This window comes from Desulfotomaculum defluvii, from assembly GCF_054657375.1.
Genome location: NZ_BAAHYV010000007.1, coordinates 802161 through 828637 on the forward strand (window position 1 = coordinate 802161; position 26477 = coordinate 828637).

Below are 26477 nucleotides of genomic sequence, written 5' to 3' on the forward strand. Positions count from 1 at the left end.
GACATTGTATAATATAAAACTGAATGGTGTTCCGGTTACCCTAGAGAAAGACATGAACCTTCTGGAATATCTTCGGGAGTATGCCAGACTCACCTCTGTAAAAAATGGCTGCGGCGAAGGTGCCTGTGGTGCTTGCATGGTGCTGGTGGATGGTAGAGCCTTCCGAGCATGTGTACTGACCATAGCCAAGGTCGCAGACAAAAGCGTCCTCACTGTGGAGGGTCTAAGCGAACAAGAAAAGGATGTTTACAGCTGGGCTTTTATTGAGGCTGGTGCTGTGCAGTGTGGTTTTTGTATTCCTGGTATGGTCATAAGTGCCAAGGGCCTGCTGGACAAAAACCCTAACCCCACAGGAGAGGAAATTAAAAAGGCCTTACATGGCAACATCTGCCGTTGCACTGGTTATCAGAAAATTGAAATGGCTATTGCCATGGCAGCTCGGGCCCTAAGGGAGGGCTATGTGCCCGAAGTGAAATCCAACTATCGGGTGGGCGAACGGATGCCCCGGGTGGATGCCCAAGAAAAGGTTCTGGGGATCGCAGAATATGTGGATGATCTCAAAGTCGAGGGTATGCTCTATGCTGCTGTGCTACGCAGTAAATATCCTCGTGCCTTGGTGAAACACATTGATATTAATCAGGCCAAAGAATTAGCTGGGGTGGAGGCAGTCTTGACTGCTAGGGATATTCCTGGCGAGCGCTTTCTAGGACATATCGTCCACGACTGGCCAACTTTGGTGGCAGAGGGTGAGGAAACCCGTTATGTCGGGGATGCTTTGGTACTGGTGGCAGCCACCAGTAAAGCAATTGCCAGGGAAGCGATTCAGTTAGTCAAAGTAGATTATGAAGAGCTTGCATCCCTGACTTCAACCTGGGATGCCCTGGCTGAAGGGGCTCCCAGTATTCATCCTAAAGGGAACCTACTCAGAAAAACGGTGCTCCAGAGGGGCGACGTTGAGGAAGCAATCGCCAAGGCCAAATATGTGGTAACACAAAAATATAGCACTCCTCCAACGGAGCATGCTTTTTTGGAACCCGAAAGTGCCCTGGCAGTACCTGAGGCTGACGATAGGCTTACTGTTTATGTGGGTAGCCAGAGTGTTTACGATGATCATCACGGTATCGTGGCCATGTTGGGCGTGGCACCAGAACGGGTAAGAGTCATTAGTAAATTGGTAGGTGGTGGCTTTGGGGGTAAGGAAGACCTTTCGGTTCAACACCATGCAGCCCTGTTGGCCTGGCATACCAAGAAGCCTGTGAAGCTAACCTGGACTCGGCAAGAGAGTATCAAGGTGCATCCTAAGCGTCACGCCGCAGAGATGGAATTCACCACCGCCTGTGACGAAAATGGCAAGCTCACCGCAGTGAAGGCGGAGATTATTACCGATACCGGGGCCTACGCTTCTCTGGGTGGTCCCGTACTGGAGCGAGCTTGTACCCATGCAGCGGGGCCCTATCAGATTGCCAATGTAGATATCATCGGCCTTGGTGTTTATACCAATAATCCTCCGGGCGGTACCTTCCGTGGCTTTGGGGTTACCCAATCCTGCTTTGCTATGGAATCAAACCTAAACCTGTTGGCTGAAAAATTGGGCATTTCCCCCTGGGAGATACGCTTTCGTAATGCCATCGAGCCGGGTGGTGTACTGCCCAATGGACAAATTGCCGATGCAGGTACTGCTTTTAAAGAAACTCTGTTGGCTGTGCAAGACATAGTTGAAGCTTATCCAGAGGCCGGTGTGGCCTGTGCTATGAAAAATGCGGGCATTGGTGTAGGCCTTTCAGATATTGGCCGAGTTAATCTCAAGGTCCAAGACGGCAAAGTGCAAATCCTTACCAGTGCAGCTTGTATTGGCCAAGGCTTAGCCACAGTGCTCACACAAATTGTATGCGAAACTGCAGGTCTAGAGCCAAAGCAAACCTTAGTGGGAGCTCCGGATACCGACACAACTCCCGATGGTGGTACTACAACGGCCTCTAGGCAAACGGTCTTTAACGGCGAAGCAGCCAGAGTGGCAGCTCTGCAACTGAAAGAAGCATTACAAAAACAGTCCCTGACCGAATTGGAAGGACAAGAATTCTATGGGGAGTACTCCGGTATCACTGATCCCATGGGCTCGGCCAAACCAAACCCTGTCAGCCATGTGGCCTATAGCTATGCCACCCAGGTGGTTATTTTGAATGAAGCGGGCCGGGTGCAAACGGTGGTAGCAGCTCATGATATTGGTAAAGCCATCAATCCTCAGGGAGTTTCTGGACAAATTGAGGGGGGGGTGGTCATGGGTCTGGGCTACGCTCTAACTGAAGACTTCCCTCTGAAAAACGGTGTCCCTACCGCCAAATTCGGCACCTTGGGCCTGTTCCGTGCCACTAGCACGCCGCGTATTGAAAGCATCATTGTGGAGAAAAACCAGGATAACTTAGCCTATGGTGCCAAGGGCATCGGCGAAATCTCTACTATCCCCACTGCTTCTGCAGTGGCTGGTGCCTACTATCTAAGGGATGGTAAATTGAGAACAAATCTGCCCTTGGAAGAAACACCCTATAGCAGGAAAAAATAAAATAAGATTCGGAATCTAGCATGATCGCTCTCGCATAAACCAAAAAGTGACCGGGGAATGAGTATACTAATATTAGGTCAGGTTCTCACTATGTGGTTGCTGGAAAATGCAATAGTTATGAAAAGTACGGAGGCTTTTTTGTAGTTGGTAGTGTTTGGTAACAGGAGGACATAAGAATGCGGCTAATGGGATGTTTTCTTCTATATTAGGAGGTCTAGAGAAAGAGGAGGTAAGCTACTGCGCTATTTATCCTAGCCCCTAACTTTATCTTCTCAAGGAACCTCTCTTTAAAGACACTTACAGTTGCTTTTACTGTGGGTGTCTTATATTTTTACCAACCCGGTATTACACCCTAAAAAGACATCTCAAAATCAAAGCAGCTATAGCTGGTATTGCTATCCTCTTGTGGGCTGAAATAGCTTTTTTGCTAAAGGCTGAGATCTTACATATATGTCACCAAACATATTCAGCATAATCTGCAATACTTTGGTTATGGAAATAAGGGAGAAAGTTTTGTACCTTTGTAGATTATTATTGACAAAAAATGAAAGGAGCATGTAATTATACCTAGATTAACTATGCATCGAAATTCTTTGCACTTTGAAAGGACGGAAATTAAAATGAAAGTAAATAAGGAATTACTTAAAGGAAGCACCACCATCCTTATCCTAAAATTACTTGAACGGAAATCCATGTATGGGTGTGAAATGATTAAAGAAATTGGAAATGCTTCTGGAGGTGTGTTTGCTTTTAAAGAAGGAACTCTTTACCCGATTCTGCATACTTTGGAGTCTGATGAAATGGTTGAATCCTACTGGTCAGAATCAAACGGAAACCGCCAGAGGAAGTATTATCGAATAACAGACAAAGGGCGTCTTCAGCTTAAAGAAAAATGTAAGGAATGGGTAATGTTTCGTTCAACGGTTGATAAAGTATTAGGGGAGGCTATTTTATGTCGATAGAACAGAACCATAAGGTACAGGAATACCTAAATAATGTTTGAATAAGGTTGATGACTAGATAACCAGACTCTCTAACTAGCTTGAAAAATAATCTCCTACTCAATATACTTGTAGTGGAGGTTGCATTCTTATCATAATTTATTTGGAGGTACTTCTTTGGAAAGAGAATTAGCTATTGAAATTGTACGAGTTACAGAGGCTGCGGCCATTAGTTCTGCCCGCTGGCTGGGTCGTGGCTTAAAAAACGAAGCAGATCAGGCCGCAACCACCGCCATGCGAGCAATGTTCGACACGATCAGTATGAATGGTACGGTGGTCATCGGAGAAGGGGAACTGGATGAAGCCCCCATGCTCTACATTGGAGAGAAGCTGGGCAATGCAGCCTACCCAGAGGTAGATGTGGCTGTGGATCCTTTGGAGGGCACTACCCTAGTGGCCAAAGGATATAGCAATGCAATGACGGTTATTGCCATAGCCAATAAGGGTTGCTTACTACATGCCCCGGATATGTATATGCACAAAATGACCGTAGGTCCACGGGCTGCAGGCAGAGTTCATCTGGATGACCCCATTGAGCACACCCTAAAGATTATTGCTGAGGCAAACGAAAAAAATATAGCAGATTTAACGGTAATGATACAAGAGAGAGAAAGACACCAACAGATCATTCAAGATGCCCAAAACAGTGGGGCCCGGGTAAGGTTATTCAGTGATGGCGATGTAGGACCCTCCATTGCCCCTGCCCTTGCAGAAACAGGTGTAGATCTGTTCATTAGTATCGGAGGAGCGCCAGAAGGTGTAATTACTGCTGCAGCCATGAAGTGTCTGGGCGGAGAGATGCAAGCCCGCTTAGTGCCGCAGAATGATCAGGAATATAACCGGTGTCTACAAATGGGAATCAAGGATCCTCACAAACTTCTATTGATGGAGGATCTGGTTAGAGGTGACGATGCTATATTTGCAGCCACCGGGGTAACCGAAGGAGAATTTTTACGAGGTGTACGCTTTCTTAGAGACGAACGGGTAGAGACGGACTCCGTGGTGATGCGAGCCAAAACAGGAACCATTCGGTTTATCCGAGCGGTTCATCATATACCGGATAAAATTAATCTAGTTATAAGTTAAGCAAAATAAATCCCGTATTACCATATACATAAATGGTGGTACGGGATTTATTCAACACCAGCAAGGTGATCGAATATTGACCCTGGCAGCATTAAAAAATAGAATAATCATTGCCAAATTTCACGATACAATGTTATTATATTAGCAAATGATTATATTATCAATTAATGTTAAAATATATTAACCTAAGGAGGGGTTTGGAATCATGGAAATTAAAGTATTGGGAACTGGCTGCAAGAAGTGTAAAGAAGTGGATAAGTTGGTGCGGGAGGTATTGTCAGAAATCAATGTAACCGCAAATGTAGAAAAGGTGGAGGATATTGCTCAGATCGTGCAATATGGTGTCATGCTTACACCGGGGCTGGTGATTAACGGAAAAGTCAAGGTATCTGGTCGGGTGCCCAACAAGGCCGATATCAAGAAGCTGATCGAAGAGGAGAAATAGATCGTAGAAGGGGAGAGGAGAATATGGGTGCCAACCTGGATGCCAAGACCCTTGCCCTAATCGGTGTGGGGGCCAGTATAGGAGCAAACTGCTTTCCTTGCCTGGAGCAAAAGGTTACCGAAGCCCTAAAGGCGGGAGCTTCAGTGGAGGATATTGCCCAAGCGGTGCAACTGGGGGAAGAAGCGAAAATACAACCTAACCAGGGGATCAAGGCCCTAGCGGATATGCTCTTACAAAACGCTCAGTCTTTGTTGAACAGAGGTTCCGCCGGAGGTTGCGGCTGAAAATCATAGCAAACGGCGTGACCGTTTGGTATAAAAGTCACTTCCTATATGAAGGGAGTGGCTTTATTTATTCTGGGTAAATCTTAATAGATTAAAAAGCAACCGGGTTAGTTCTTTAGTTCTATTGTAGGCTAATCTGGTTTTAGCTGTTGTAGCTAGCGCAATAAGCCATATACCTTAATTACCCCCAGAAGGTGTCAAAATCATAACCGCTAGTCTTTTTAATACCCATAATTTTATGCATAACAATCATGCTGGGTAGACTTAGGGCAGGTTTAGCCACAAGCACACCACCCAGTAGAAAAAAGAAAGGTTTTCTTAGCAAAGTACCGGGTGGTATCTAGCCAACCGGTACTTTTTAGCAAATTCATGAGTGACTCATAAATTTCATAGTTGCTTGGTCTAGTACACCTGCCTTTTAGAATTAGGGTACAGGAGGTTGTACAGGTGAAGGACGTAAGCCCTCGATTAATCTGGAACACAGACAGCTTTTTGACGAAAAGCGTTTATAGTTTGAACCACTACGATAGCTATAATTAGAGTGGTTACGACTATAAAAATAGTTGCCAGCCACCCGAGCGGTGCTAGTCCGGTAAACTTAAAGGCCAGAGTAGTGGCAAGGGTCGCAGCGCACATGGGGAAAGTGTAAGCCCACCAGGATATAAAGAAATTCAGTCCCATGAAATTTCGCGCCATTGAGAATAGCAAAAAGACAAAGAAGATCGCCAAATATAAGAGAACGCGGGCAATACCGTCCATCTCCCCGGTCATTTTTGTATAGGCGGCAAATCCCACTGCCGGGGGGGCAACCAAAATAAACAGCGTAGGCATTAGCATGGGTGGAAGTGGGTTATGGAAGATGATACGGTAAAATATTACAGTAAACAACACCACCCAGAAAAACAGACCCACACTAAAAAAGAACCACATTAATTCTTTATGGGCGAACTCTACGCCGGCGACCGGCACTAGGATATTACCGACCACGGGAATAAACCAGGCTGGGTTGGAGTGAGCAATCTCATAGCTGCGGTTAATCCAGCGGGACATAATGACAATAGTAAAGACAAAGTGCAGGCATGCGCCAGCTATCCATAGATACCTAGCCACTTCATGGGATACCTCCAGCGTTCCGATACTCAATAACAGCAGGCTGATAGAGATAGCCGGGAAGAAACTGGCTTTGGCCGGGTGATTAAATTCATTCACTACTTCCTTAGTGTGTTTAGCCAGTTTTGCTAAATAGGCAGTGCCGACCACTGCGAACACTACATAGGCTATCACTAGCAGCATCATACCAATTCCTAAATGTAGCCCAAAGACCTGCTCAAACCGCTGATAAGCAATAGACAATCCGCATAGCCCCATCACGCTGGCAAACAACCCAATAGGAAAAAATTGCACACCATGGCCCAAAAAAATCACCCCTTAATAAAAGTATTTATTTATATTAAACTATTGCTTATATAGTTGCTTATATAGTGCATCTAGAACTTTTTGCTCAGTGACCTTCCAAGAAAACCTTGAAAGTATTTCCCTTTGCTACTCCGACAAAACTAAAGAAAAGAAATTTCATTGACCAAGGCCACTGAAAAAGATCTAGTTTTTACAACCCAAAGCATTAAAAGAGAAGGGGCTGTCGTCATTTATTGAGACAGCCTCATTTTCATAAGTGGTTTTTATTTAACACAACTTTGTAAGGACTTGAAATCAGAGGTTAAGCCACGCTGTAAATTTTCACATCGGGATCGGTACTCCAGAGCGGCTTGAGGCCGACAAACACGTCGTTTTGAAACATCTCGCTGGTCATGTATGCCTGCGCATGTTCTACGCTGTCAAAACCGTGTAAAACCTGAACATCCTCGTCACGGATCAGCAAGTCTTTCGTCAGAGCGCCTTCGATGGTATTGAGGAAAGGATCGCGGTAATCGGTGTAGACCTTTGCTGCTGCAGGACGATTGGCGGCTTCAATTTTCATAGTGATTTCTAGATAAGCATTGACTTTCATTATAATTCCCCCTTAAATGGATTTTGCAAGGCTCCTGTCATTGAGCTTGCTTTGATTATAGTCAAAGGACTTCGGAAGCGGAATATATTAGCAAATTCATGAGTAACTCATAAATTTTATAGTTGCTTGCGCTAGTACAGCATGCCTTTTATAATTACGATTACAGGAGGTTGCACAGAATGTATAAACCCAAGTTAGAAAAAGATATTCGTTGCCCACTGGAATATGGCTTGGAAGTGTTCGGCGGGAAATGGAAGTCACGTATTATTTGTGTTCTGGCAGAGAAAGAGGTTCTGCGTTATAGCTCTCTGCGCAAGGAAATGACAAATATCACAGACGCTGTTTTGGCAGCAACTTTAAAAGATTTGCTTGCAGACGGAATCGTTCAAAGGCAACAATTTAATGAAATCCCGCCGAGAGTGGAATATTGCCTTTCGAATAAGGGAAAATCCGTTGTACCCATCCTGCAAAGCATTTGCAGATGGTCGGGTGCATACCACAGAGAGGATAGCGAGCATATGCTTTTGCAATGCCAAAAATGCGATTACAACTTCATGGCTGAGTGATTATGGAAGCTAATGTTAGATTATGGAAGACAATATTAATTGAAGACAATATTAATTGAGAGAGAATCAATGAAATATAATTTTGATGAGATCATTGATATAACCTGAAAGGCCGTTGATTTATGCGGTCATTTCGTTTGTAAAGTTTTAACAATTTGCTCGTTTACTGGGAATATTGATGCTAATATATAATAAATTTATAATATAAGCAAAAGTTTAGGTAATTAGAGGAGGCAGGTTCATGAACAAGCGTGGCAAGCTGGTGCTACTAGGTGTGATTTTACTAGCCTTTGTGGCGGTGGGTACCAAACCCCTTTTATCCAGGGGAGGAGAGAAAGCGGAAACACCCCAGGTGGTTACCACTCAGACCGAAACCAATCAAACAGATACCAATAAAAGCGAGCCAGGCCAAGCAAAGGCCAGTTCGACAGAAGCTAGCCAGAGCTCGGCAGGTCAGCAGCAATCAAGTGTTGTTAACACAAATGCCCCCAAGCTGGTTAAACTTTTAGAGGATGGCTTTGCGAAAGGTAAACCCATGGCGGTGGTCTATACCTACAATGCAGATTGCTGACCCAGCACAAAGGAATTCTTCTCCAACCACCGGTCGGTGGTACAGCAAATTGAAAAGAAATATGGTGATCAGCTAACCTTTACTTGGATTGATATTGCAGTTTACCAGGAGTCCGAAGGGGAACAGTTAAACAAAACTGCTGCAGATATGAAGGTACAAACCGCTCCAGCCCTGGTGCTTTTTGATGGTAAGCAAAAGTTGGTGCAGACCTGGATGGGAGAACTGAATCAGGCTGAGGTAACTAAAGTCATCGAACAGGTGGTGAAATAGATGCCAGCGCTGGAAACGCTTTTAACAGGCTCGTTACTATTTTCCCTGCTGGCAGCACTCGCCGCGGGGCTGTTCAGCGGGATTAGCCCCTGCACTTTGCCCACTGCCGTCATGGTGGTGGCCTATGTGGGGGGCTATGACAATCGCTCCCGTTTAAAGGGCTTTATCCTGTCTTTGTCCTTTGTGCTGGGTTTATCTCTCACCCTTGCCATCGCCGGGGCGGCGGTGTCCGCTGTGGGCGGGCTGTTTATGGGGAGCAAAGTGGTCTGGTATGCGGCTGCCCTGGTGGCCGTTCTGATGGGGGCCAATCTGTTGGGACTCTTTAAACTACCCGCTTTTGGAAAAAATCCAACGGGGGTAAAACAGGGTAGCGGAGTGCTGGGGGCCTTTTTGTTGGGCATCCCGTTTGCCATCATCGCCTCCCCTTGTACTGTCCCAATCACCGCCACGGTGCTTGCCTACGCCGCCACAAAAGGCAGTGTTTGGTACGGTTTTGCTCTGCTCTTTGCCTACGCAATGGGCCGCAGCATTCCGCTTTTGGCTGCAGGAACCTTTACCTCAGTATTAAAAAATGCCTCAAAATTTGAAGGCTTTAGTCAAGTAGTGCAAAGGATTAGCGGAGTGGCTTTAATTGGACTGGGCTTTTATTTGCTGTATGGTGTAGTTAGCTAGGTAGTCGGTGTATTGATGATGAAGTATCAATGGTACCTAGAGGGAATATTATAAGATGCAAGGATAAATTTTCAATGATGGTAGGGGGCTAAGGTATGATTTGCAGGTGTGACAACACCCCATAAATATTTGTGGGGTGTTTTTTATTGCATTTTATATGGGGTAATACCAGCGAAGCTGATACCACCCGCAAAGTAGATGGAAAATATTGTTAAAAGATACTATGTCGTCTGGAAGGTCATCGAAAAGACCTGATTTTTACGAAGGAATACTACATTTGATTGAATTGTCAAAGGCATCACTAAATTCTGTTAGTGATGCCTTACTAAATAAAAATTTCTTTCAGTGCCCCCTCATTAGGGGGGGATCTTTTTAGAAATAATAAATTTTTTTTGAAACCAAATGGCTACTTCCTTAATCTAGGTATTGAAAAATAAATTAAGGGGGTATCATTAATGTTCAAAAGAATTAAATCGCTTGCAATTTTACTGATGGGGTTGGTGTTCCTGGCTATAGGCCAACCCGTAATGGCTCAAGAGGAAAAGAGTAATATAGGGGTAGTGACACCGATGGCTTACCAATACCTATTTGACTGTTCCAGCCTGTACACACTGAATGGAACTAGTATAGGTGCATCTGGTACCACCCAAACTTACACCAATGTTAGTAAAATCACCACCACAGTATATCTGGAGAAGAAAACATCAAGTGGCTGGACCGTAGTTACAAGCTGGACAAGTAGTGTAACCAATAACTCTTATTCCACTACAAGTGGTAGCTACAAAGGTATTCTGGGGATAACCTACAGGGTAAGATGCTTACACAGGGCAGATAACGGTACATTAACCGAAACTAATACTTCTTACACTAGTTCTTTTACTGTAAATTAAACCGTCTCAACGAGTTGGCCAGAACAAACAAATCTTCCTCGTCCAAAGGACAAGTTATTGTAACAAAGATATCTCTATCAATCCAGGATAATTGCTTTTTCCCATCCTTATATAGCAACAAATTTGCCTCTTGACCTTTAATATTAGCCTTTTTCATTACTGCATCTTCTGTATCGTAAGAAGTGGCCTGGTTAAAGTCTCCAATAATATTAATCTGGCTAATAGTTACTGGTGCCGAGCTGGCGGTTTTAATGAACAACACAACCTTAGTAGAATCTCCAACCTTTTGGGCTATTACTCTTTCTATATAATACTGGCCGACTAGATCAGTAGGTAATAAAGCTTGATAAGGTACATCATTTAAGACCTGTAAAACTTCTGGTTTAAGGGAGTCCACAAGGTCTTTTTCTTTTTCCTGAGTTCCGAATGAGATATGTGCAGTTTGAACCTTGCCGACAACAAAGGAACGGATAGTCTCAAAAATCTTCAGATTCAAGGCTGTTCCTTCCTTTGGCATCAACCAAAGTCCCGATACCAAAAAGATAATCAATGAACAGGCCACAACAGACCATTTAGATGGGGACTTTGGCTTAGAGTTATACTTGTTATTATATTCCTCCCAGGCTAAATCCACATCAACATCAATGTTATTTTTTGCACGTTCCTTAATGGATTCTTTAATTAGTTCATCGACGGAAGTAATTTTATCGTCACTCAACTTGCAGCCCACCCTCCGAAGTATTGATAACATAACCTTCTCTAATCAAACGAATTTTGATTTGAGCTCTCGCCCTATGTAATAGTGTTTTCACAGTACCTTCCGGTTTTTGGATTAATATGGAGATATCTTTTACCTTCATTTCCTTATAGTAATAAAGATGTATTATCTGCTTCATTACAGGATCCAAACTATCTATCGTTTTATTTACCGCAGATATTGTATCTTTTGAAGTTACCACATACTCAGGTGAGTTTTCGATGGAGTCGATAATAGGACCCATAAGATCAATACTAACTACTTTTTTGTATTTATTAATAATGCTATTGATGTTATTTATAGTAATTTTCTTTATCCAAGCCTCAATCTTATCTGGATCCCTTAGTTGTTCTATGTTTTGAATTGCCTTGAAAATTGCTTCCTGGGCAGCTTCTTCAGCAATGGCTGCATCACCACAATAAAAATAGGCACATTGTAAGGCCGACTTATAATGCAGTTCGAAAATAAGTTTACTTAAATCCTTATCAACTTTCTTCTTTCTAGTAAAAAGTTTTTTAAAAATAGACATAGTAGCCCCCTAAGAGGTTTTGGGAATTTTGTGTAATATTTCTACACATCACGATTCGATTCCTCTTATTAATATGGGTGTTAATATGGGTGCAAATAATGTCATAATAAGGCGATTAGTTTATAAAACCAACTCCCTCTTTATTTTATCAATAGATAAAGGGGGTGGGTATTTGAAAGTATTTTAATATCCTTGTATTCCAAATATAATTTAGAGAGGGGAATAATTATGTTAAAACGATTAGGTTTTTTTGTGCTTTTGACCATACTGATGTTGTGTTTTGCAATTCCGGGCTTTGCTGCAGAAAATAAGATTAAGAAGGTTAAATATGAAGCACAGGAGATTACAGAAAAAGCTAAAATAAAAGAAAGAGCCCTACAAGGTGTTTCGGATCTAGATTCCAATGAGGAAACTAAGGTTAAGGCCAAACTCACTCCTATTGGTTTAGCCTCTGAAGTAGAATTTGAAAACTATGTTACTACCCAAAAACTAAAGGAAGTTGAAAATGAAGATGGTTCAATAAGTGAAAGTTTTGCAACCACATCTTTAGTAACTATTATGGGTACTTCAATGTATGACCCTAAATACGATAGAGATGACAGTAGTTCTTGTGACATATGGTTAACCTTGTACTGGGATCGTATTGGTAGTTCCAGCACCGGTTATTACGGCCAAATTACGGATGTAAAGGTTACATGGGACAGATTAGCTAACGACGTATCAATTACAGGCCACAAAATTCTAGCCTCTGCTAATGGGAAACGATCTGAGGGTGGCTGGACTTATGATACAAGACAAAAGACTTTTTCGACAGCGCCTGCTGACAATGTGGCTCAACACTTATATCCACCTAGTACATGGGGCCATGTGCAATATTCAGGTGCCCCTGCCATTTGGATTGCAGGCAAAGGCCTATGTACTATTAGTCGAGGTGGAAGCAGCTGGGGCTTAGAAGTTGAGTCTATCCAAGGGGATATGACTAATCCCTTTTAGATTTATAGGAGAATATGTATTGAAAAGGTGTATCATCATCTTATTGTTATTTGTAATAAGCTTACCGGCGTGTGTGACTGAAAGACTTGAACAGAAAACAGTTCACATACCGAAACTAAGCTCATTACCATTACATCATATCGAAAGAACTGTTTTCTTGCCAAACTGGGAAGTGACCGTAAGCATTGCATGGGATAAGGCCAATAATTGGGTGCAAGCTACAACTGTATACAAGGGTAGTGACCCACTCTCCAGGGCTACACTCCATGTAAAACTCCCCGACACTCAACCCTCTAAAAATATCCTAATAAAAAATGAACTACAGGCGGACATTTTTGTAGAAAGTCCGGAAGGTGCTCTTTTGGCTAAAGAACTTAATGCCCCTTGGGAAAAAGGCAAGGTTTTTCAACCAGAGTTGATCCCAAGACTTGTTATGGAAAAATATATTAATGAGCTTGTGGTCGAAGTTCTGTATACTAAACCAGGATCTTCGGAAGAGATTTCTGAGAATAACTTATAAACCAATACAATGAAATATTTTAGGGGCTGTACTGAAACTTCTGTTTCAGTACAGCCCTCATTTCATAGTTTAACTGCTCTGAGATACGAAAAACAAAAAAGACAATAGTAGAGAAAAATTACGTCGATTCTCACGGGCAAAGCGAAGTAGCCTTTGCCTTTTGCCATCTACTTGGGTATCAGTTAATGCCCCGGTTAAAAGGTATTCACTCACAAAAGCTTTATCGACCAGAAACGGGCATGAGAAACGGAAGCAATATTAAAACGGTTTACCAGGAATAACCTTAAGCATCCGACTTATCAAGCTTTAGGAGAGCTTGGAAAAGCAGTAAAAACGATTTTCCTTTGTGATTATAATCCTTATGGAACGTTCAAGCTTAACATGAGTGAACGTCTTCCACTGGAAGTAGGTGATATTGCATGACCGAGAAAAGAACTTCTGCTAAAAAAAGGCAAAAGAGTTGGCAAAATATCTCCGGGGGGAACGACCAGACTATGCTTATCTAAAAAGCCTATTTCAACACTTACGAACAGAACTGGAGGTTGATATACCGATAACGCCTAAAAAATTACCTTTTGTACCCACCGAAGAAGAATTGAAGCGTTATTATGATGTGGTTTGGAAGTCAAAAAACTTCCAAGATATGATGATAATTAAAACGCTTCTGTATACCGGCGCAAGGGTAAGTGAGTTAATAAATATTAACCTCCTAGAAGTTGATTTTAACTACTGCCAGATACGAATAAATAAAGGTAAAGGGAACAAGGATCGCATTGTCCCGTTCCCTCATTCTTTCAAGGAAATGTTAGCTATGCATTCTGATTCAATGGCTAAGAAACAGGCTGTTTATCTATTTGAATCCTCATGGAAGAAGAAGTACACAGACCGAGGTATCCGAAAAATCCTGGCTAAATATTCAGAAGAGGCAGGACTTGCACAAAACCTGTCGCCACATAAGCTACGCCATTTTCTTTTGACCTGGCTGAAAAAGCAAGGGATTGACGATGCACTGATTCAACCGTATTCAGGCCACGAAAGCAGAAAATCGCTGGAGGTATATTCAAGACTAGCTATTACCGATGCTCAACAAGCCCTATATAATGGGCTATGATACAATCTTATTTATTGGTTCCGATAATACATATTATGTAAACTAGTGAAAAATGAAGGGCTTACAAAGGTCTATCCAACTGGTTATCTAGCTAGGGCTTGGTTGGCCCTCTTTGGTTTGTGAGTTTGTCTTCTAATATTTTTAATGGGAACTTTGAGATTCTTAAATCGTTATTTAGCCATAGTTAGTACAGTCCTATTAGTTAAATGCTACGAATCCGCTAACCACATTATAATAAATTTTGTGGCAAGATGTTTTGAATTAATTCAAGTTTCGTGTTATTACCCAATTGGTTTTTGTTAAACTTTAACCGCATATCGGCACATTAGAATAAATTATTTAATTCATGTATTTATTTATGTAATTAATTATGATTATATATGTATTTTATTATGAGTGTATTTATGTGTGTTTTTATAGCTATTTGTTGCTCTCGCTAATACTAATAATGTTATTCGGGGATATTCTTTATGTTAATTAAAATAAGTGTAACAATTGCAACTTGCCATTAATTGAGTTGCACGTCCCCCTCCCCCTTCTTTTATTATGCAAATATATAAAATGGCATTGTGTATACTCAATGCCATTGGTAAAGCTGAGCAAAAACGCTTATGTTAACCTTATACAAAAACAAAATCATACGACGTTAGACTAGTGATATTCGGCTTATATATAAAATACTATATGACAATTCGTTAATTTCAGTAATATTCAGACTTATCTTGTGAAATCCTCGCCCTTCCGTGGTGGACACTACTTAAAATGTTTGTACTACGTGCGAGTTTATTTACTCTCCGTTTTTGGAATGTTTACGACCAATTAGTTGTGATTGTTATTAGACATATTACCAGTGTTATTATCTCAGCTTACCTTCCGCATGATCACAGCCACTCCTTCTATCTTCCATCTCCTTGGTTATTCAACGTACACTTCTTTGGCTAATGCAAACGCTGCCCATGCATTGGGCCACCCAGCGTAGAACGCAAGTTGTGTGATGATCTCTGACATTTCCTAGAAAATATCCCCCAAAAATGCCATAGGTTTATAAACAAATAGACAATGCAAATTGCTTCTTACAGGATCAAAGCACCCTGTGAATTCTAATCGAGAATTTTCCCAGAGTGCTTTTCATTTTACAAAACCTATTGTAATGGGACTTTTGTTTTATTGGTCCCATAGGCCTTGTTTCTTGTCTTAGAGCTGTACCGATTGTTAAATTTCTATGTGCAAGTTTTGTGTCGCCATCCACCAGGGTTTGGTTGGCCCTCTTTGGACTATGAGTTTGTCTTTCTAATATATCCATTTGCAAGCAAGAAGTTTTGATTAATTCAAATTTCATGTTATTGTCAAATTGGTTATTGTTAAACTTTAATCCTATTACTGAATTAAGCATTACGAAATAGACAAACTTTTTAAAGGTATCATTAATGCTATGAAGAATGTATTTTAAAATCAACTTAACAAATCCAAAAGGTGTGAACCCATGAAACCTACTAAACAAGAGATTTTGTTTTTGTTTTTATTAGCTGGCTCATATTTTGCACTTACTTTTATTTATAGGCTCCTTAACGAAATAATTGAACCTAAGCAAGCATTAGTATTATTTACAAGTTTTTACGGATTTGTTCTCATGACATTTTTTTTGCTTTATAGGAAGGGTACTATAAATTTCTCCATCTTTAACAATGAAGAAAATTATAGGAAAAAGTCTAGCAAAGTAGGAATTTTTGTTTCATGCATAATAATAATGCAGGGTTACTTGGTTTATTATTTACCATATGATCAAGCTAGAATATTCTGTGATATATTGCTTATCTTAGCTTGTATAGCGATCCTAATTAATTTACTTCATAATATTGGCTAAACACTTAGTGCATACATTTTAGCTAATGCAAACTATAAACTCTTCCATCATCCCAGCACTGGTGCTCAATCCGGGAAATGTTCATAGCATTCCTGCCCAAACTCAATCCTTAATGTACACCATCAGTCTCCGTTCTAATATTAAGGTTTCACATTAGAATCCCCCGCGCATATCATAAAAAAGGAAAATGCTAGAAAAGTGGGGGAGAAATATGCCTACAATTAGAGTTACTAGCACCGAAGATAGTGGTCTAGGTTCACTTCGCCAAGTCATTGCTGAGGCAGAGTCGGGTGACATCATTAAATTCAATATTTCAGGCTCTTCCAATACGATTACATTAACCAGTGGAGTTATTGTTATTGGTAAGAACTTAACCATTGATGGCCCTGGCGCAGAAGAACTTACAATTAGTGGTAATAACACTAGTCTTGTGTTTGATATTTCTAACGGTTTTGAAGTTACCATTCAGGGTATCTCCATTATAAATGGTAATTCTTTTGAAGGTGGGGCTATTAGAAATCATGGTACAACCACCTTTACGAACTGTACTCTTTCTGACAACACCGCCCTGGTAAGAGGTGGGGCTATTTGTAATTTTGGTACAGCAACCTTTACAAACTGTACTCTTTTTAACAACACAGGCAATTATCTCGGTGGGGCTATTTGTAATTTTGATACTGGTACAGCAACCTTTACAAACTGTAGTCTCTTTAACAACACCGCTTCTTATGGTGGGGCTATTTCAAATGATGGTACAGCCACCTTAACAGTCTGTACTCTCTCAAACAACAGTGCTCATCTTGGTGGGGCTATTATAAATCATGGTACAGCCACCGTTACAAACTGTACTCTTTCTGACAACACAGCATCTGATGGTGGGGCTATTTGCAATTATGGTACAGCCACTGTTACAAACTGTACTCTCTCCAACAACACAGCATCTTATGGTGGGGCTATTTTTAATTATGGTACAGTTACCATTATAAACAGTACCCTCTCTAACAACAGCACCCAGGATAGTGGTGGTGCTATTTATAATGGAAGTTATGAAACACTTCACGGTATAATTAACATTAGTTTTAGTACAATCGCTGAAAATCACGCATCGAACGGTGCTGGTATATATTGTGATTCCAATACAAGTATAACCATCAAAAATTCGATTATTGCCAATAATCTTGTTCCTAATTTCTTTGGTGGAGGTACATTTACAGCATTTGGTGTAAATTTTTCTACTGATGATACTTTACAAGATTTTATACAAGTTAAACCAGACGAACTTAAATTAGGTCCCTTGGCTTTAAACCCACCGGGAACCACGATGACCCATGGATTACTAAGCGGCAGTGTAGCCATTGACAGTGTTAAGTCTGCAGATTGCACAGTTAGCACTGATCAACGTGGAGTTGCTCGGCCACAAAATAGTGCTTGTGATGCAGGGGCCTATGAATATGCACCACCAACCATAATCTGCCTTGGAGATATTTGCACAACCAATGACTTCGGACAATGCAGTGCTAAAGTTGACTTCAATGTTAGCGCAACCAGCACATGTCCTAATGTGAGCATTACCTGTGAACCAAGTTCTGGTTCTAGCTTTCCAGTAGGTACCACGACTGTTTCTTGTACGGCTACAAATACCTGTACAGGAGATGCTGCATCTTGTTCCTTTGCTGTTACTGTTACAGATGATGAACCACCAACCATAACCTGCCCTAAAGATATTACAGTATTTTATGTCGATGGTCTAAACGGAGCTTGGGTAAACTTCAATACTGTTGCAACTGATAACTGCCCTTGTGTAAATGTTGTCAACAATCCACCATCTGGCTCCTTCTTTCCCTTAGGGACTACGGTTGTTACCTGTACTGCAATAGATGCGGCTGGAAATACTGCCTCTTGCTCTTTTAATGTCACAGTTATAAGACAAGTGGTGATAGGTCAACCATTAATAACAAATCACATTAAGCCTTTTTAAAGATGGTAATAACTCTATGAAATACATTGTAGATCGTCATTTTATCCCGGAATGGTCACATATTATCGGAATTAAATAATCTGTTAATTATTCTGCCTTCCATATTATCAATATTCTTTGTGCTTAATTTGGGCCGGTCTGCTTTGTCAATAATACCATAGGTTTATATACGAATAGACAATGCAAATTGCTTCTTACAGAATCAAAGCACCCTGTGAAGTCTAATCGAGAATTTTCCAGAGTGCTTTTCATTCTAAAGGCCGAATTAGTATAAATTATTGAAGCTCATAGCATACAACAAAATAACCGCCCCTTTACGGAGCCACTTCCCTTCAAGTGAACGCCTACTTCCACCAAGTATCAAAGGGAGTTACAGGCAACTCTCGTTTGTGCTTTGTTACTTCGAAGCGGTTTTCAATATTCGCCTTAACACCAGGATCAACTTCGTTACCCAATAAATATTGATCAAGAGCAATGTATTCAATACCAAGTTCCGTCTCATCCGCTTGCTGAGGTTTGTTATCGAGCAAGTCTGCCGTTGGAGTCTTAAGGTAAAGTTGTTCGGGAGCATTAAGCTCCTTCAAGAGTTCACGCCCTTGCCCTTTTGTGAGGGCGGCCAAAGGAAGGATGTCGGCTCCACCGTCGCCGAATTTCGTGAAGAACCCTGTTACTGACTCGGCTGCATGATCCGTACCGATGACCAAACATTGCTGCTCCCCAGCAATGGCGTACTGGGCAACCATACGCATTCTGGCTTTAACATTCCCCTTGTGGTAGTCAGTCATGACTTCACCTGTGGCATTCATGTAGGCTTTGACAAAGGCTGCTATGGGATCCTCAATGTTAAAGACAAAGGTTTGGTCGGGCTTGATAAATGCCAGAGCAGCTTGAGCATCTTCTTCATCTTTTTGCGTACCATAAGGCAGGCGAACGGCATAAAAATTGGCTTCGTAACCTTCTGCCCGCAGTTCTTCAATCGCCAATTGTGCCAGCCGTCCAGCAAGGGTCGAGTCTTGACCGCCGCTGATGCCCAAAACAAAGCCTTTTGCTCCTACTTTCAAACAGTATGCTTTGAGAAAGTCGATCCGGTTACGAATCTCCTCTTTAGTGTTGATCTCCGATTTCACATTCAAAGCTTGGATAATTTCCATTTGTTTGCTCATTGGAAACTCCCCCTCTTTTTATTGGTACAAATGATTGGTTCTGATGTAATCGTAACAACTTTTTTGTAACTCATCTCGGATATAGATCGAGCCCATCTCCATAGCCAGACCTTTATCCATTGGATGAAAGGTTTGGCTATCATCTGCGTTCTGCAGAACGGTGATTTTGCAATTGCGGCCAACATGTGGATGCCATTTCGCGCCATAACAATAAACTTATTACCATTGCAAGATAGGTGGTAATGTTATTGTTGTGATAATATACTTTATCTATCCTTCTAACGATAATTCTTAACAGTTGAAAAACATTCACTATATAGCACACACTATAAAACAAGTATTAATTCAGAGATGTATATTTCTTATTAGTGTCTGAGCAACCCTTTACATTGATTTAAATGTATTATATAGTTGATATGGAATTACGAAAAAGTATGCACTTTTTTGATGCATACTATCTAGGGGGATAGTGTAACTATGAAGGAATACAAAGGAACTGTTGCTGACAGCCAAGATACCTGTTTTGGCTATACACTCTCTCTTATCAACGGAAAGTGGAAACTGCTGATTATATTTTACTTATCAAAGTATGGGGCTGTACGCTATAATGAACTGCAACGTATGATAGGTAAAATAACCTACAAAACCCTTAGTACCACATTAAAGGAAATGGAGAATGATGGCTTAATTCATCGTAAGGAATATCCGCAAATTCCTCCAAAGGTCGAATATAGCCTTACTGAAAAAGGGCAAACACTCTGGCCAATTATACAGGGTATGTGTCAGTGGGGGGAGCGTAATAAAGAAAAATAAAAAAATAAAGCTACGCTTTATTAATTATCGAAAGATTTATGGATATGAAGATGTGGAAAATATATAAAATGGCATTAAGTATAGACAATATCATTTGGTAGTTTGTCTCCATTTTTGGAATGTTTACGACCAATTAGTTGTGATTATTGTTAGAAACATTACCAGTGTTATTAAAAGTAACAGACATATTAGAATACAACATACTCTAATATGTCTGTGTTGGTTCTTGTGAATACAAACAATTCTGGTGACTACAGTATAATTAATTCATAATCTCGACTACCCATACCAATTTCTTCACCATGTCGCATTTGAATGGTACCGTCAATATAGGGGCGCAAACCTTGGAATTTATCTGCCCCAGCCTCGTGATTACAAGAAAGGTGAGATTCAGCAAAACCTATCTGTTTATTTACTAAATCATAACTTGCCTGATCAAGGGCCACAGGATCGGTGGATGCCAAAAAACCGATATCAGGAACAATGGGTGCATCGCTCCACGACGCACAGTCACAATCCGGGGTGATATTAATTAAAAAGTTGATATATCCGATCCGTTTTTCATGACACTTAGTAAAGCCATATGCATATTCAGCCATTCTCTCCAGGAAATCTGTTATGTCGGTCTTCCAGTTTATGCCGTTGGCCTTCACTGGGCAGACAGTTAAACATTCACCACAGCCAATACATTTCTCATGGGCAACACTGGCCTTCCCATCGCCCATAGTGATGGCGTGTTCTGGACAAACCTCGCTACACTCGCCACAGCCAATGCATTTATCCTGATCTACTGTAATTTTGACAGCATGCTGCTCTTTTTTACCAATGGCTGGTGCTCCACCCATGGCTAGGTTTTTGATGGTTCCACCGAAACCACCCATCTCATGCCCCTTAAAGTGGGATAATACTATTACGCTATCTGCATTTACTATGTCTTTAGCTAGTTTCACTTTTTTAAAATGTTTTTTATCAATCTCTACTTCGGTAATGTTATCACTGCGTAATCCGTCCGCAATGATAAGGGGTGCCCCTGTAACCGTAAAACCAAAGCCATGTTCCAGGGCAGTAAGTAAATGATCAACCGAATTATGCCGACTTCCACCGTAGAGTGTATTAGTATCGGTTAGAAAAGGCTTGGCACCCTTTTCCTTGATTTTATCCACAACTTGACGCACAAATAGCGGACTAATAAAGCCATCACTGCCACGTTCTCCGAAGTGCAATTTGATTGCGGTTAGGTCATCCTTTTGAATAAGCTCATTAAAGCCAGCCTGTTCAAATAAGTTTCTTATTTTGCTTATTTTATTGGCTTTATCTGTTCTTGCCCGCAGATTTACAAAATATACTTTGCTGGACACGTTCTCTTTCCCCTCTCTATAATTAAAATAGAATCTCAATATCTATCCTACAACTTGGAGCTAACTCTAAGTCAATAGGTTTTTATAAAATATCATATAACCTAAACTACGGTTTTTTGAAAGGCTGATTGTCTCATACCCATCAAATTAATTCTCCGGTCTTTTGAGTGACCTTTCATTTTTTCGTCATTATGTTCATGTACGGCTATTTTATAATCTAGGCGTTCTGGCGACAATCGAAGATTATTGGTAGTTCTTGTTTATAGCCTTTATCAAAACCTTATTGACTTTATATCAAAGACAGGCTACCCTGGTGGGTAACCTGTCTTTAGGTTTACATTCTATGAGCCATCGGTAACAGGAACAGGTAGACGTTGAAGGCTACAAGAACTAGGGTAAGTAATGTATATGGAATCACGGTACCCATAACTTCTTGTCCTTTGTAGTTAGACTTAGCAATACGGTAAGCCGCGTAGATGGAAGCTAGGGTGCCCAGGACCAGTAGAGAATACTGCATGAAGACAATTGTTTCCATACCCACTAGGGCAGCAGATACTCCTTCGTTTTTGATACCAAACAGAGCCAAACCGGTGAATAATACAGACTTTCCTTCGGCCAGCAAATGGAACAAGTTATGGGCCATGTGACCGGCAAAGTCCAGCGGAATCAACGCATAACCAAATTTAGTTAAATTCATTAAAGCATTATCAGAGTTCTTTAAGGATGCAATCCAACTAGTCAGGTATAGAATAAGCGCTGGGATCGCCATTGCTATAATAAAGGTGACAGTGAAGATTATATCTTTATTAGCAGTTCCTAGAATACCACCCATCCATTGTTGAATCTCAGCCCACACTTCCAGCATGGTGATGTTTTGTACAAAAACAATACCCATGATGACAATGGCCAGGAAAGATTCTTCCAACTTGGGTTTACGAATAAACCATAATTCTTTAGTAGGAATTCTTGTGGAAACGGTAATGGAATCATTGGGACAGTTCTTTACACAATCACCACAAAAGTTGCAGCGAGCACTGTTGTCCATTGTCTTTGGGAATTCAAACATAGGACAGCCAGGAGCTTTTTCGGTGCCTTTGTAGCAGGCTGATACAGTACACTTGGCACAAATTTCCGGTGTCCCCCGCAGTTCTAAAGCACCTGCACGGGAATAGTTGCCTGCAAGACCGCCGATGAAACACAGATACCGGCACCAGGTTCTTCTTTCGAAGAAGGCGCCAGCCACGATAACACCGGTAGTAAGCATAAGCAGCAGCACTCCGGAACCCCTGGGAGATTCCACAACACCCCAGATATGATCCGCCCAGGTAATGAGGATAAATAAAGCATCAATAATCCAGATACCATACTTTTTCAAAAATTTAGGTACTGGTCTCTTATTACCAACAAACTTCTGTACTAGATCACTTACGGTAGCAAAAGGACAGATAGCACACCAGAAACGACCGACCAATAGGAAAATCAACGGAATAATGGGCCACCACAAAACCCATGTCATGGCAGTACCAAAGTTATCGTGTGCTACCGGAATGCCGATTAATAACTCATACATGATAACAGCAAACACGATTAAAGTAGGCCATTGAAAGATTCCGGGATACCACTTGCTTTTTAATATATTTTTCAGTAGTTGACTACCCTTTTGTTGACTCAATTTAGTTCACCTCTTTTATACTTTGTTCTTGAGTAATGCAGCAGCTAGAATCACCAATAAGTTAAAGGCACCAAAACCATAAATCACTGGCCAGTTAGGAGGAGTGTTCGGATCTTGAGGTGCCCCTCCGTGACCGCCGCTACCGAAATCATGTCCACCGTTGTCACCCGAATCGTGGCTACTTCCACTTGTATCGTGAACACTACCCCCACTGGATTCATGCCCTTCATGACCTGTACCACTACCGGCAGAATTATATCCGTCGGCAGCCCCATCATGTTGACTATGTTCACTAGAGCTATCTATGTTACTCATGTCATGGCCATAATGTGGATCAGAACTGTCCATGGTACTCATATCATGTCCTGCCTGGGGATCCTCATGATCGCCTGCTGCCAGTGCACCAATTGCTAAGGGGCCTGCCATAAGCGTTAAGGCTAGAATAATACCAAATAAAACAAACCATTTTGACCTCACTTCTTTCCACCCTTTCAAATACATTTTTTTCTACTTTCTCACGTATTTATCTTTGGAAAACCATGCGTAATAGAATGTTTTTAATTCCTTTTAGTGGTTGCATTTTCATAAAAAAGCCTGTGGTTTTGCCACAGGCCTAAGTCAGTTGTTCCTTTAGTCTTTGAAAATCATCCATTGTAATTTCACCTTTAGCAAGCCGGGCTTTTAAGACCTCCAGCGGTGTAGGAGCACTGATTTTCCTTGAGATAGTACGTTCCCCCACAGCTGATAGAGCCCAAATCACTAGGAGGATAGGTAAAGTCATTCCTACTATCATCATCAGGGACCAGAGAAAACCTGTAATCCCACCTGCAAATGTCATCATCATACTAGTTCACTCCTTCGTTTCTCCCTTTGATTTCTTAACCATAGGATAACAAAGAAGTTTTACAAAACTATAACAACTATTTCACATTTTTGTAACAAGTTATGCGTTACTGCTTTGTTGCATCGGAAGCACAATATTGAAGGTGGTCCCTTCGTTCAATCTGCTTTCGACATTGATCTGGCCTCCGTGCCCTTCTACAATTCTCTTGACAATGGCCAATCCCAGACCAGTACCACCCTGGGTTCGGGTGCGGGACTTGTCCCCTTTATAAAAGCGTTCCCAGATCATGGGTAGATCCTCTGGGGCAATGCCCTCGCCTGTATCACTGATGCGCAGGTGCACTTGATTGGCCTTTGCAGCTACAAAGAGGGTTATCTTGCCTCCACTGGGGGTGTGTCTGATGGCATTGGCAATTAGGTTTATAAGCACCCTTTCAATGCGGTCGCTGTTGCAGTTGACAGTAGGTATCTTCTTTTCTATGCTAATATCAAATTGAAGATCTTTTTCAACAGCTAATTGGGTGAGTTTTCGTTGTACTCGGTCGATAATATCCCTTAAATCACAGGGTTCTCTATCGAAGTCAAAATTCCCCTCTTCCATCCTCTTCAAATCCAATACTTCATTGACCAGTCGCTTAAGACGATTGATTTCTTCTAAAATGTTTTCAAGATATTTATCCCGGTCCTTTTCTGTTTTCACCAAGCCGTCAATCATGGTTTCAGTAAAGCCCTGTATAACCGCCAAGGGGGTTTTAATTTCATGAGCTACATTAGTAACAAACTCTCTGCGAATTTGCTCCTGCATTTCTAGTTGACTAATCTTCTCTTGTAGACGGGAAGCCAGAGTATTGAGTGAGTTGGAAAGTAGACCAATTTCATCGTTTGATTGAATATCTACCCTTTGCAAATAATCGCCACTGGCCATCGCCAGAGCAGCCTTGTTCATTTTTACTAAGGGTTTAGATAAGAGACGGGAGAAAAATAGACTTAATAAGGCAGCCAGAATTATACCTCCAACAGCGGTGTAGATTGTTAGCCTTTGTAATCGTCCCAATTCATCTGCTAGGGGGTCTAGGGGGGCATGTATAATGATTGCTCGGTCGATATTATTCAGGTCTTTAAAGGGAATACCTACTGATAATACATCTGTTTTAAAATAAGGGTTATTGCCCTTATGAACTACCACCTGACCCTGGTAAAGTTTTTCTAAATCTTCCAAAGTCATAGGACCATGGTGGTGATTGCCCATATTCATTGGCATATTCCGGGTACTCATACCCATCCCCTGGCAGTACATGACAATACCCTTTTGGTTTAGAATCATCACGTTGGCGTCATACAGTTCTGCAACAAGGGCTACCTTTTGATCAAGGGAATTTGGATCTTCTTCTGCTCTGGCCATATCCGCCACCTTATTCCCTAAATCTTTAAATTGTTTAGCCTGCTGTTCATAGTACAACCCTTCCATAAAGCTTGTCTGAGCAGCACCTGAGATGCCAATTACCAACAGTACCAAAATAGTCATGACCACCCACATTTTTGTAACAATATTGTTTAGTTTCATGACTCCACCTCAAATTTATAGCCCACACCCCAAACGGTTTTAATATAGGAGGGGGCACCATCGGCCCGCAGCTTGTCCCGCAGACGGTTTACATGGGTATCGACTGTCCTAACGTCACCGTAGTAGTCAAAGCCCCATACTTCTTCCAATAGTTGCTCCCGACTGTAAGAACGACTGGTAGACCTGGCTAATAAGGCTAAAAGTTCAAATTCTTTGGGAGTTAGGGTGATGGATTTTTCCTTGACTCGTACCTCGCGACTGATTAAATCTATGCTCATGCCAGGAAACTTTAAAAGGTGTTCTTCCTTCTTCTCTCTGGTTCCTGTGCGGCGCAGAACCGCCTTAATTCGGGCCACTAGTTCCCGTGGGCTAAAGGGCTTGCCCATGTAATCATCGGCCCCAAACTCCAAGCCCAAAATACGATCTACCTCATCATTTTTAGCCGTTAGCATGATGATAGGCACCTTGGAAACTTTGCGAATTTCCTGGCAAACCGTTACTCCATCCAACTTGGGCATCATAACATCTAGTACGATTAGATCCCAAGCTTCGGTCAGGAATTTACGCAAGGCTTCCTCTCCGTCTACCGCTTCCCCTACCTCATATCCTTCGTTGCTTAAATATATACCAATTACCTGGCGAATTTTATCTTCATCATCTACCACGAGTACACGTAAGGGATTCATATGAAAAACCTCCTTCATTAATCCCTATAGGGATTCTGTGTCTATAGTAAAGCTATAATTGCGCTCCTGTCAAAGAGTACAAAAGAATATCACGAAAATGTTAAACTTACGAGACAATAAAGATTGAGTCCTAGTTATATTCCAATTTTTGATAGCTATCTGGACGTCATCAATTAACAATACTGGAAGGGGCAGTAAATTTCTCTTGAAAGTTCATTTGCTTTCTACAACTGGTAAGGCGACTGTCCTTTTTTGTGACATTAATCTTCCCAA

26 protein-coding genes and 2 pseudogenes are annotated in these 26477 nt (G+C 41.5%); 16 read left to right on the top strand and 12 right to left on the bottom strand.

Annotated features, from left to right (window positions below):
- Positions 1 to 4 precede the first annotated feature (4 nt).
- The 5 genes from xdh to ACYQ03_RS11040 all read left to right on the top strand — a co-directional run bounded on the left by xdh (position 5) and on the right by ACYQ03_RS11040 (position 5376).
- A complete protein-coding gene (gene xdh, locus ACYQ03_RS11020; RefSeq protein ID WP_459909989.1) occupies positions 5 to 2560 on the top strand; it encodes a selenium-dependent xanthine dehydrogenase in 2556 nt (851 codons plus the stop codon).
- 620 nt (positions 2561 to 3180) lie between these two features.
- Positions 3181 to 3522 carry a PadR family transcriptional regulator gene (locus ACYQ03_RS11025; protein ID WP_459909990.1) on the top strand — a complete coding sequence of 114 codons (342 nt, stop codon included), beginning with the start codon at positions 3181 to 3183 and terminating at the stop codon, positions 3520 to 3522.
- 156 nt (positions 3523 to 3678) lie between these two features.
- Positions 3679 to 4647 (top strand): class II fructose-bisphosphatase, encoded by a 969-nt coding sequence (gene glpX, locus ACYQ03_RS11030; protein ID WP_459909991.1) that lies wholly within the window; start codon positions 3679 to 3681, stop codon positions 4645 to 4647.
- Positions 4648 to 4852: 205 nt separating this feature from the next.
- Complete coding sequence (locus ACYQ03_RS11035) at positions 4853 to 5092, top strand: thioredoxin family protein (protein ID WP_459909992.1); 240 nt, start codon at positions 4853 to 4855, stop codon at positions 5090 to 5092.
- A 23-nt stretch (positions 5093 to 5115) separates the two neighbouring features.
- Positions 5116 to 5376: a carboxymuconolactone decarboxylase family protein gene (locus ACYQ03_RS11040; protein WP_459909993.1), complete on the top strand. Its 261-nt coding sequence runs from the start codon at positions 5116 to 5118 to the stop codon at positions 5374 to 5376.
- A 468-nt stretch (positions 5377 to 5844) separates the two neighbouring features.
- On the opposite strand, the gene ACYQ03_RS11045 is transcribed toward ACYQ03_RS11040, so the two are convergent.
- A complete protein-coding gene (locus ACYQ03_RS11045; RefSeq protein ID WP_459909994.1) occupies positions 5845 to 6792 on the bottom strand; it encodes an SLAC1 anion channel family protein in 948 nt (315 codons plus the stop codon).
- A gap of 301 nt (positions 6793 to 7093) precedes the next feature.
- Positions 7094 to 7384, bottom strand: a complete 291-nt coding sequence (locus ACYQ03_RS11050; RefSeq protein WP_459909995.1) for a hypothetical protein — start codon at positions 7382 to 7384, stop codon at positions 7094 to 7096.
- A gap of 179 nt (positions 7385 to 7563) precedes the next feature.
- On the opposite strand from ACYQ03_RS11050, the gene ACYQ03_RS11055 reads away from it, so the two are divergent.
- The 5 genes from ACYQ03_RS11055 (at position 7564) to ACYQ03_RS11075 (ending at position 10353) form a co-directional block, all read left to right on the top strand.
- The gene (locus tag ACYQ03_RS11055; RefSeq protein ID WP_459909996.1) at positions 7564 to 7950 is read left to right on the top strand and encodes a winged helix-turn-helix transcriptional regulator; all 387 of its coding nucleotides are present in this window, start codon (positions 7564 to 7566) and stop codon (positions 7948 to 7950) included.
- A gap of 241 nt (positions 7951 to 8191) precedes the next feature.
- Complete coding sequence (locus ACYQ03_RS11060) at positions 8192 to 8521, top strand: hypothetical protein (RefSeq protein ID WP_459909997.1); 330 nt, start codon at positions 8192 to 8194, stop codon at positions 8519 to 8521.
- Positions 8522 to 8557: 36 nt separating this feature from the next.
- Positions 8558 to 8791, top strand: a complete 234-nt coding sequence (locus tag ACYQ03_RS11065; protein ID WP_459909998.1) for a YbbN family protein — start codon at positions 8558 to 8560, stop codon at positions 8789 to 8791.
- Positions 8792 to 9463, top strand: a complete 672-nt coding sequence (locus ACYQ03_RS11070; RefSeq protein WP_459909999.1) for a cytochrome c biogenesis CcdA family protein — start codon at positions 8792 to 8794, stop codon at positions 9461 to 9463.
- Between the two features lie 455 nt (positions 9464 to 9918).
- Positions 9919 to 10353 (top strand): hypothetical protein, encoded by a 435-nt coding sequence (locus ACYQ03_RS11075; RefSeq protein ID WP_459910000.1) that lies wholly within the window; start codon positions 9919 to 9921, stop codon positions 10351 to 10353.
- Here the strand turns inward: ACYQ03_RS11075 and ACYQ03_RS11080 are convergent.
- Together ACYQ03_RS11080 and ACYQ03_RS11085 are read right to left on the bottom strand one after the other, a co-directional pair.
- The gene (locus ACYQ03_RS11080; RefSeq protein ID WP_459910001.1) at positions 10340 to 11071 is read right to left on the bottom strand and encodes a DUF4367 domain-containing protein; all 732 of its coding nucleotides are present in this window, start codon (positions 11069 to 11071) and stop codon (positions 10340 to 10342) included. The two genes, ACYQ03_RS11075 and ACYQ03_RS11080, sit on opposite strands and share 14 nt — an antisense overlap.
- Positions 11064 to 11639 (bottom strand): RNA polymerase sigma factor, encoded by a 576-nt coding sequence (locus tag ACYQ03_RS11085; RefSeq protein ID WP_459910002.1) that lies wholly within the window; start codon positions 11637 to 11639, stop codon positions 11064 to 11066. Before ACYQ03_RS11085 ends, ACYQ03_RS11080 begins: the two co-directional genes overlap by 8 nt.
- A gap of 228 nt (positions 11640 to 11867) precedes the next feature.
- Here ACYQ03_RS11085 and ACYQ03_RS11090 point away from each other — a divergent pair, with 228 nt between their 5' ends.
- The 4 genes and pseudogenes from ACYQ03_RS11090 (at position 11868) to ACYQ03_RS11105 (ending at position 14263) form a co-directional block, all read left to right on the top strand.
- The gene (locus tag ACYQ03_RS11090) at positions 11868 to 12632 is read left to right on the top strand and encodes a hypothetical protein (protein WP_459910003.1); all 765 of its coding nucleotides are present in this window, start codon (positions 11868 to 11870) and stop codon (positions 12630 to 12632) included.
- Between the two features lie 19 nt (positions 12633 to 12651).
- The gene (locus ACYQ03_RS11095) at positions 12652 to 13152 is read left to right on the top strand and encodes a hypothetical protein (protein ID WP_459910004.1); all 501 of its coding nucleotides are present in this window, start codon (positions 12652 to 12654) and stop codon (positions 13150 to 13152) included.
- A 71-nt stretch (positions 13153 to 13223) separates the two neighbouring features.
- Positions 13224 to 13506 (top strand): annotated as a pseudogene (locus tag ACYQ03_RS11100) (Tn3 family transposase); the annotation flags it as partial.
- A gap of 106 nt (positions 13507 to 13612) precedes the next feature.
- On the top strand, positions 13613 to 14263 hold the full coding sequence (locus ACYQ03_RS11105) for a tyrosine-type recombinase/integrase (RefSeq protein WP_459910005.1): 651 nt from the start codon (positions 13613 to 13615) through the stop codon (positions 14261 to 14263).
- A 915-nt stretch (positions 14264 to 15178) separates the two neighbouring features.
- On the opposite strand, the pseudogene ACYQ03_RS11110 reads toward ACYQ03_RS11105, so the two are convergent.
- A pseudogene (locus ACYQ03_RS11110) lies at positions 15179 to 15274 on the bottom strand (carboxymuconolactone decarboxylase family protein); the annotation flags it as partial.
- A 1064-nt stretch (positions 15275 to 16338) separates the two neighbouring features.
- Here ACYQ03_RS11110 and ACYQ03_RS11115 point away from each other — a divergent pair.
- Positions 16339 to 18105, top strand: coding sequence for an HYR domain-containing protein (locus ACYQ03_RS11115; protein ID WP_459910006.1), 1767 nt, complete (start codon positions 16339 to 16341; stop codon positions 18103 to 18105).
- 344 nt (positions 18106 to 18449) lie between these two features.
- Here ACYQ03_RS11115 and nadE read toward each other — a convergent pair whose 3' ends face one another.
- Positions 18450 to 19268: an NAD(+) synthase gene (gene nadE / locus ACYQ03_RS11120; RefSeq protein ID WP_459910007.1), complete on the bottom strand. Its 819-nt coding sequence runs from the start codon at positions 19266 to 19268 to the stop codon at positions 18450 to 18452.
- Positions 19269 to 19745: 477 nt separating this feature from the next.
- Here nadE and ACYQ03_RS11125 point away from each other — a divergent pair, with 477 nt between their 5' ends.
- Complete coding sequence (locus ACYQ03_RS11125; protein ID WP_459910008.1) at positions 19746 to 20081, top strand: winged helix-turn-helix transcriptional regulator; 336 nt, start codon at positions 19746 to 19748, stop codon at positions 20079 to 20081.
- A 251-nt stretch (positions 20082 to 20332) separates the two neighbouring features.
- Here the strand turns inward: ACYQ03_RS11125 and ACYQ03_RS11130 are convergent, their stop codons facing one another.
- From ACYQ03_RS11130 to ACYQ03_RS11155, 6 genes are all read right to left on the bottom strand, one after another.
- Positions 20333 to 21439 (bottom strand): DUF362 domain-containing protein, encoded by a 1107-nt coding sequence (locus tag ACYQ03_RS11130; RefSeq protein ID WP_459910009.1) that lies wholly within the window; start codon positions 21437 to 21439, stop codon positions 20333 to 20335.
- 334 nt (positions 21440 to 21773) lie between these two features.
- On the bottom strand, positions 21774 to 23111 hold the full coding sequence (locus ACYQ03_RS11135; protein ID WP_459910010.1) for a 4Fe-4S binding protein: 1338 nt from the start codon (positions 23109 to 23111) through the stop codon (positions 21774 to 21776).
- Positions 23112 to 23126: 15 nt separating this feature from the next.
- Positions 23127 to 23588: a hypothetical protein gene (locus tag ACYQ03_RS11140; protein WP_459910011.1), complete on the bottom strand. Its 462-nt coding sequence runs from the start codon at positions 23586 to 23588 to the stop codon at positions 23127 to 23129.
- 136 nt (positions 23589 to 23724) lie between these two features.
- A complete protein-coding gene (locus tag ACYQ03_RS11145) occupies positions 23725 to 23955 on the bottom strand; it encodes an SHOCT domain-containing protein (protein ID WP_459910012.1) in 231 nt (76 codons plus the stop codon).
- Positions 23956 to 24054: 99 nt separating this feature from the next.
- Complete coding sequence (locus ACYQ03_RS11150; protein WP_459910013.1) at positions 24055 to 25518, bottom strand: sensor histidine kinase; 1464 nt, start codon at positions 25516 to 25518, stop codon at positions 24055 to 24057.
- Positions 25515 to 26204: a response regulator transcription factor gene (locus ACYQ03_RS11155; protein WP_459910014.1), complete on the bottom strand. Its 690-nt coding sequence runs from the start codon at positions 26202 to 26204 to the stop codon at positions 25515 to 25517. The genes ACYQ03_RS11150 and ACYQ03_RS11155 overlap by 4 nt, the downstream gene beginning before the upstream one ends.
- Between the last annotated feature and the right edge of the window lie 273 nt (positions 26205 to 26477).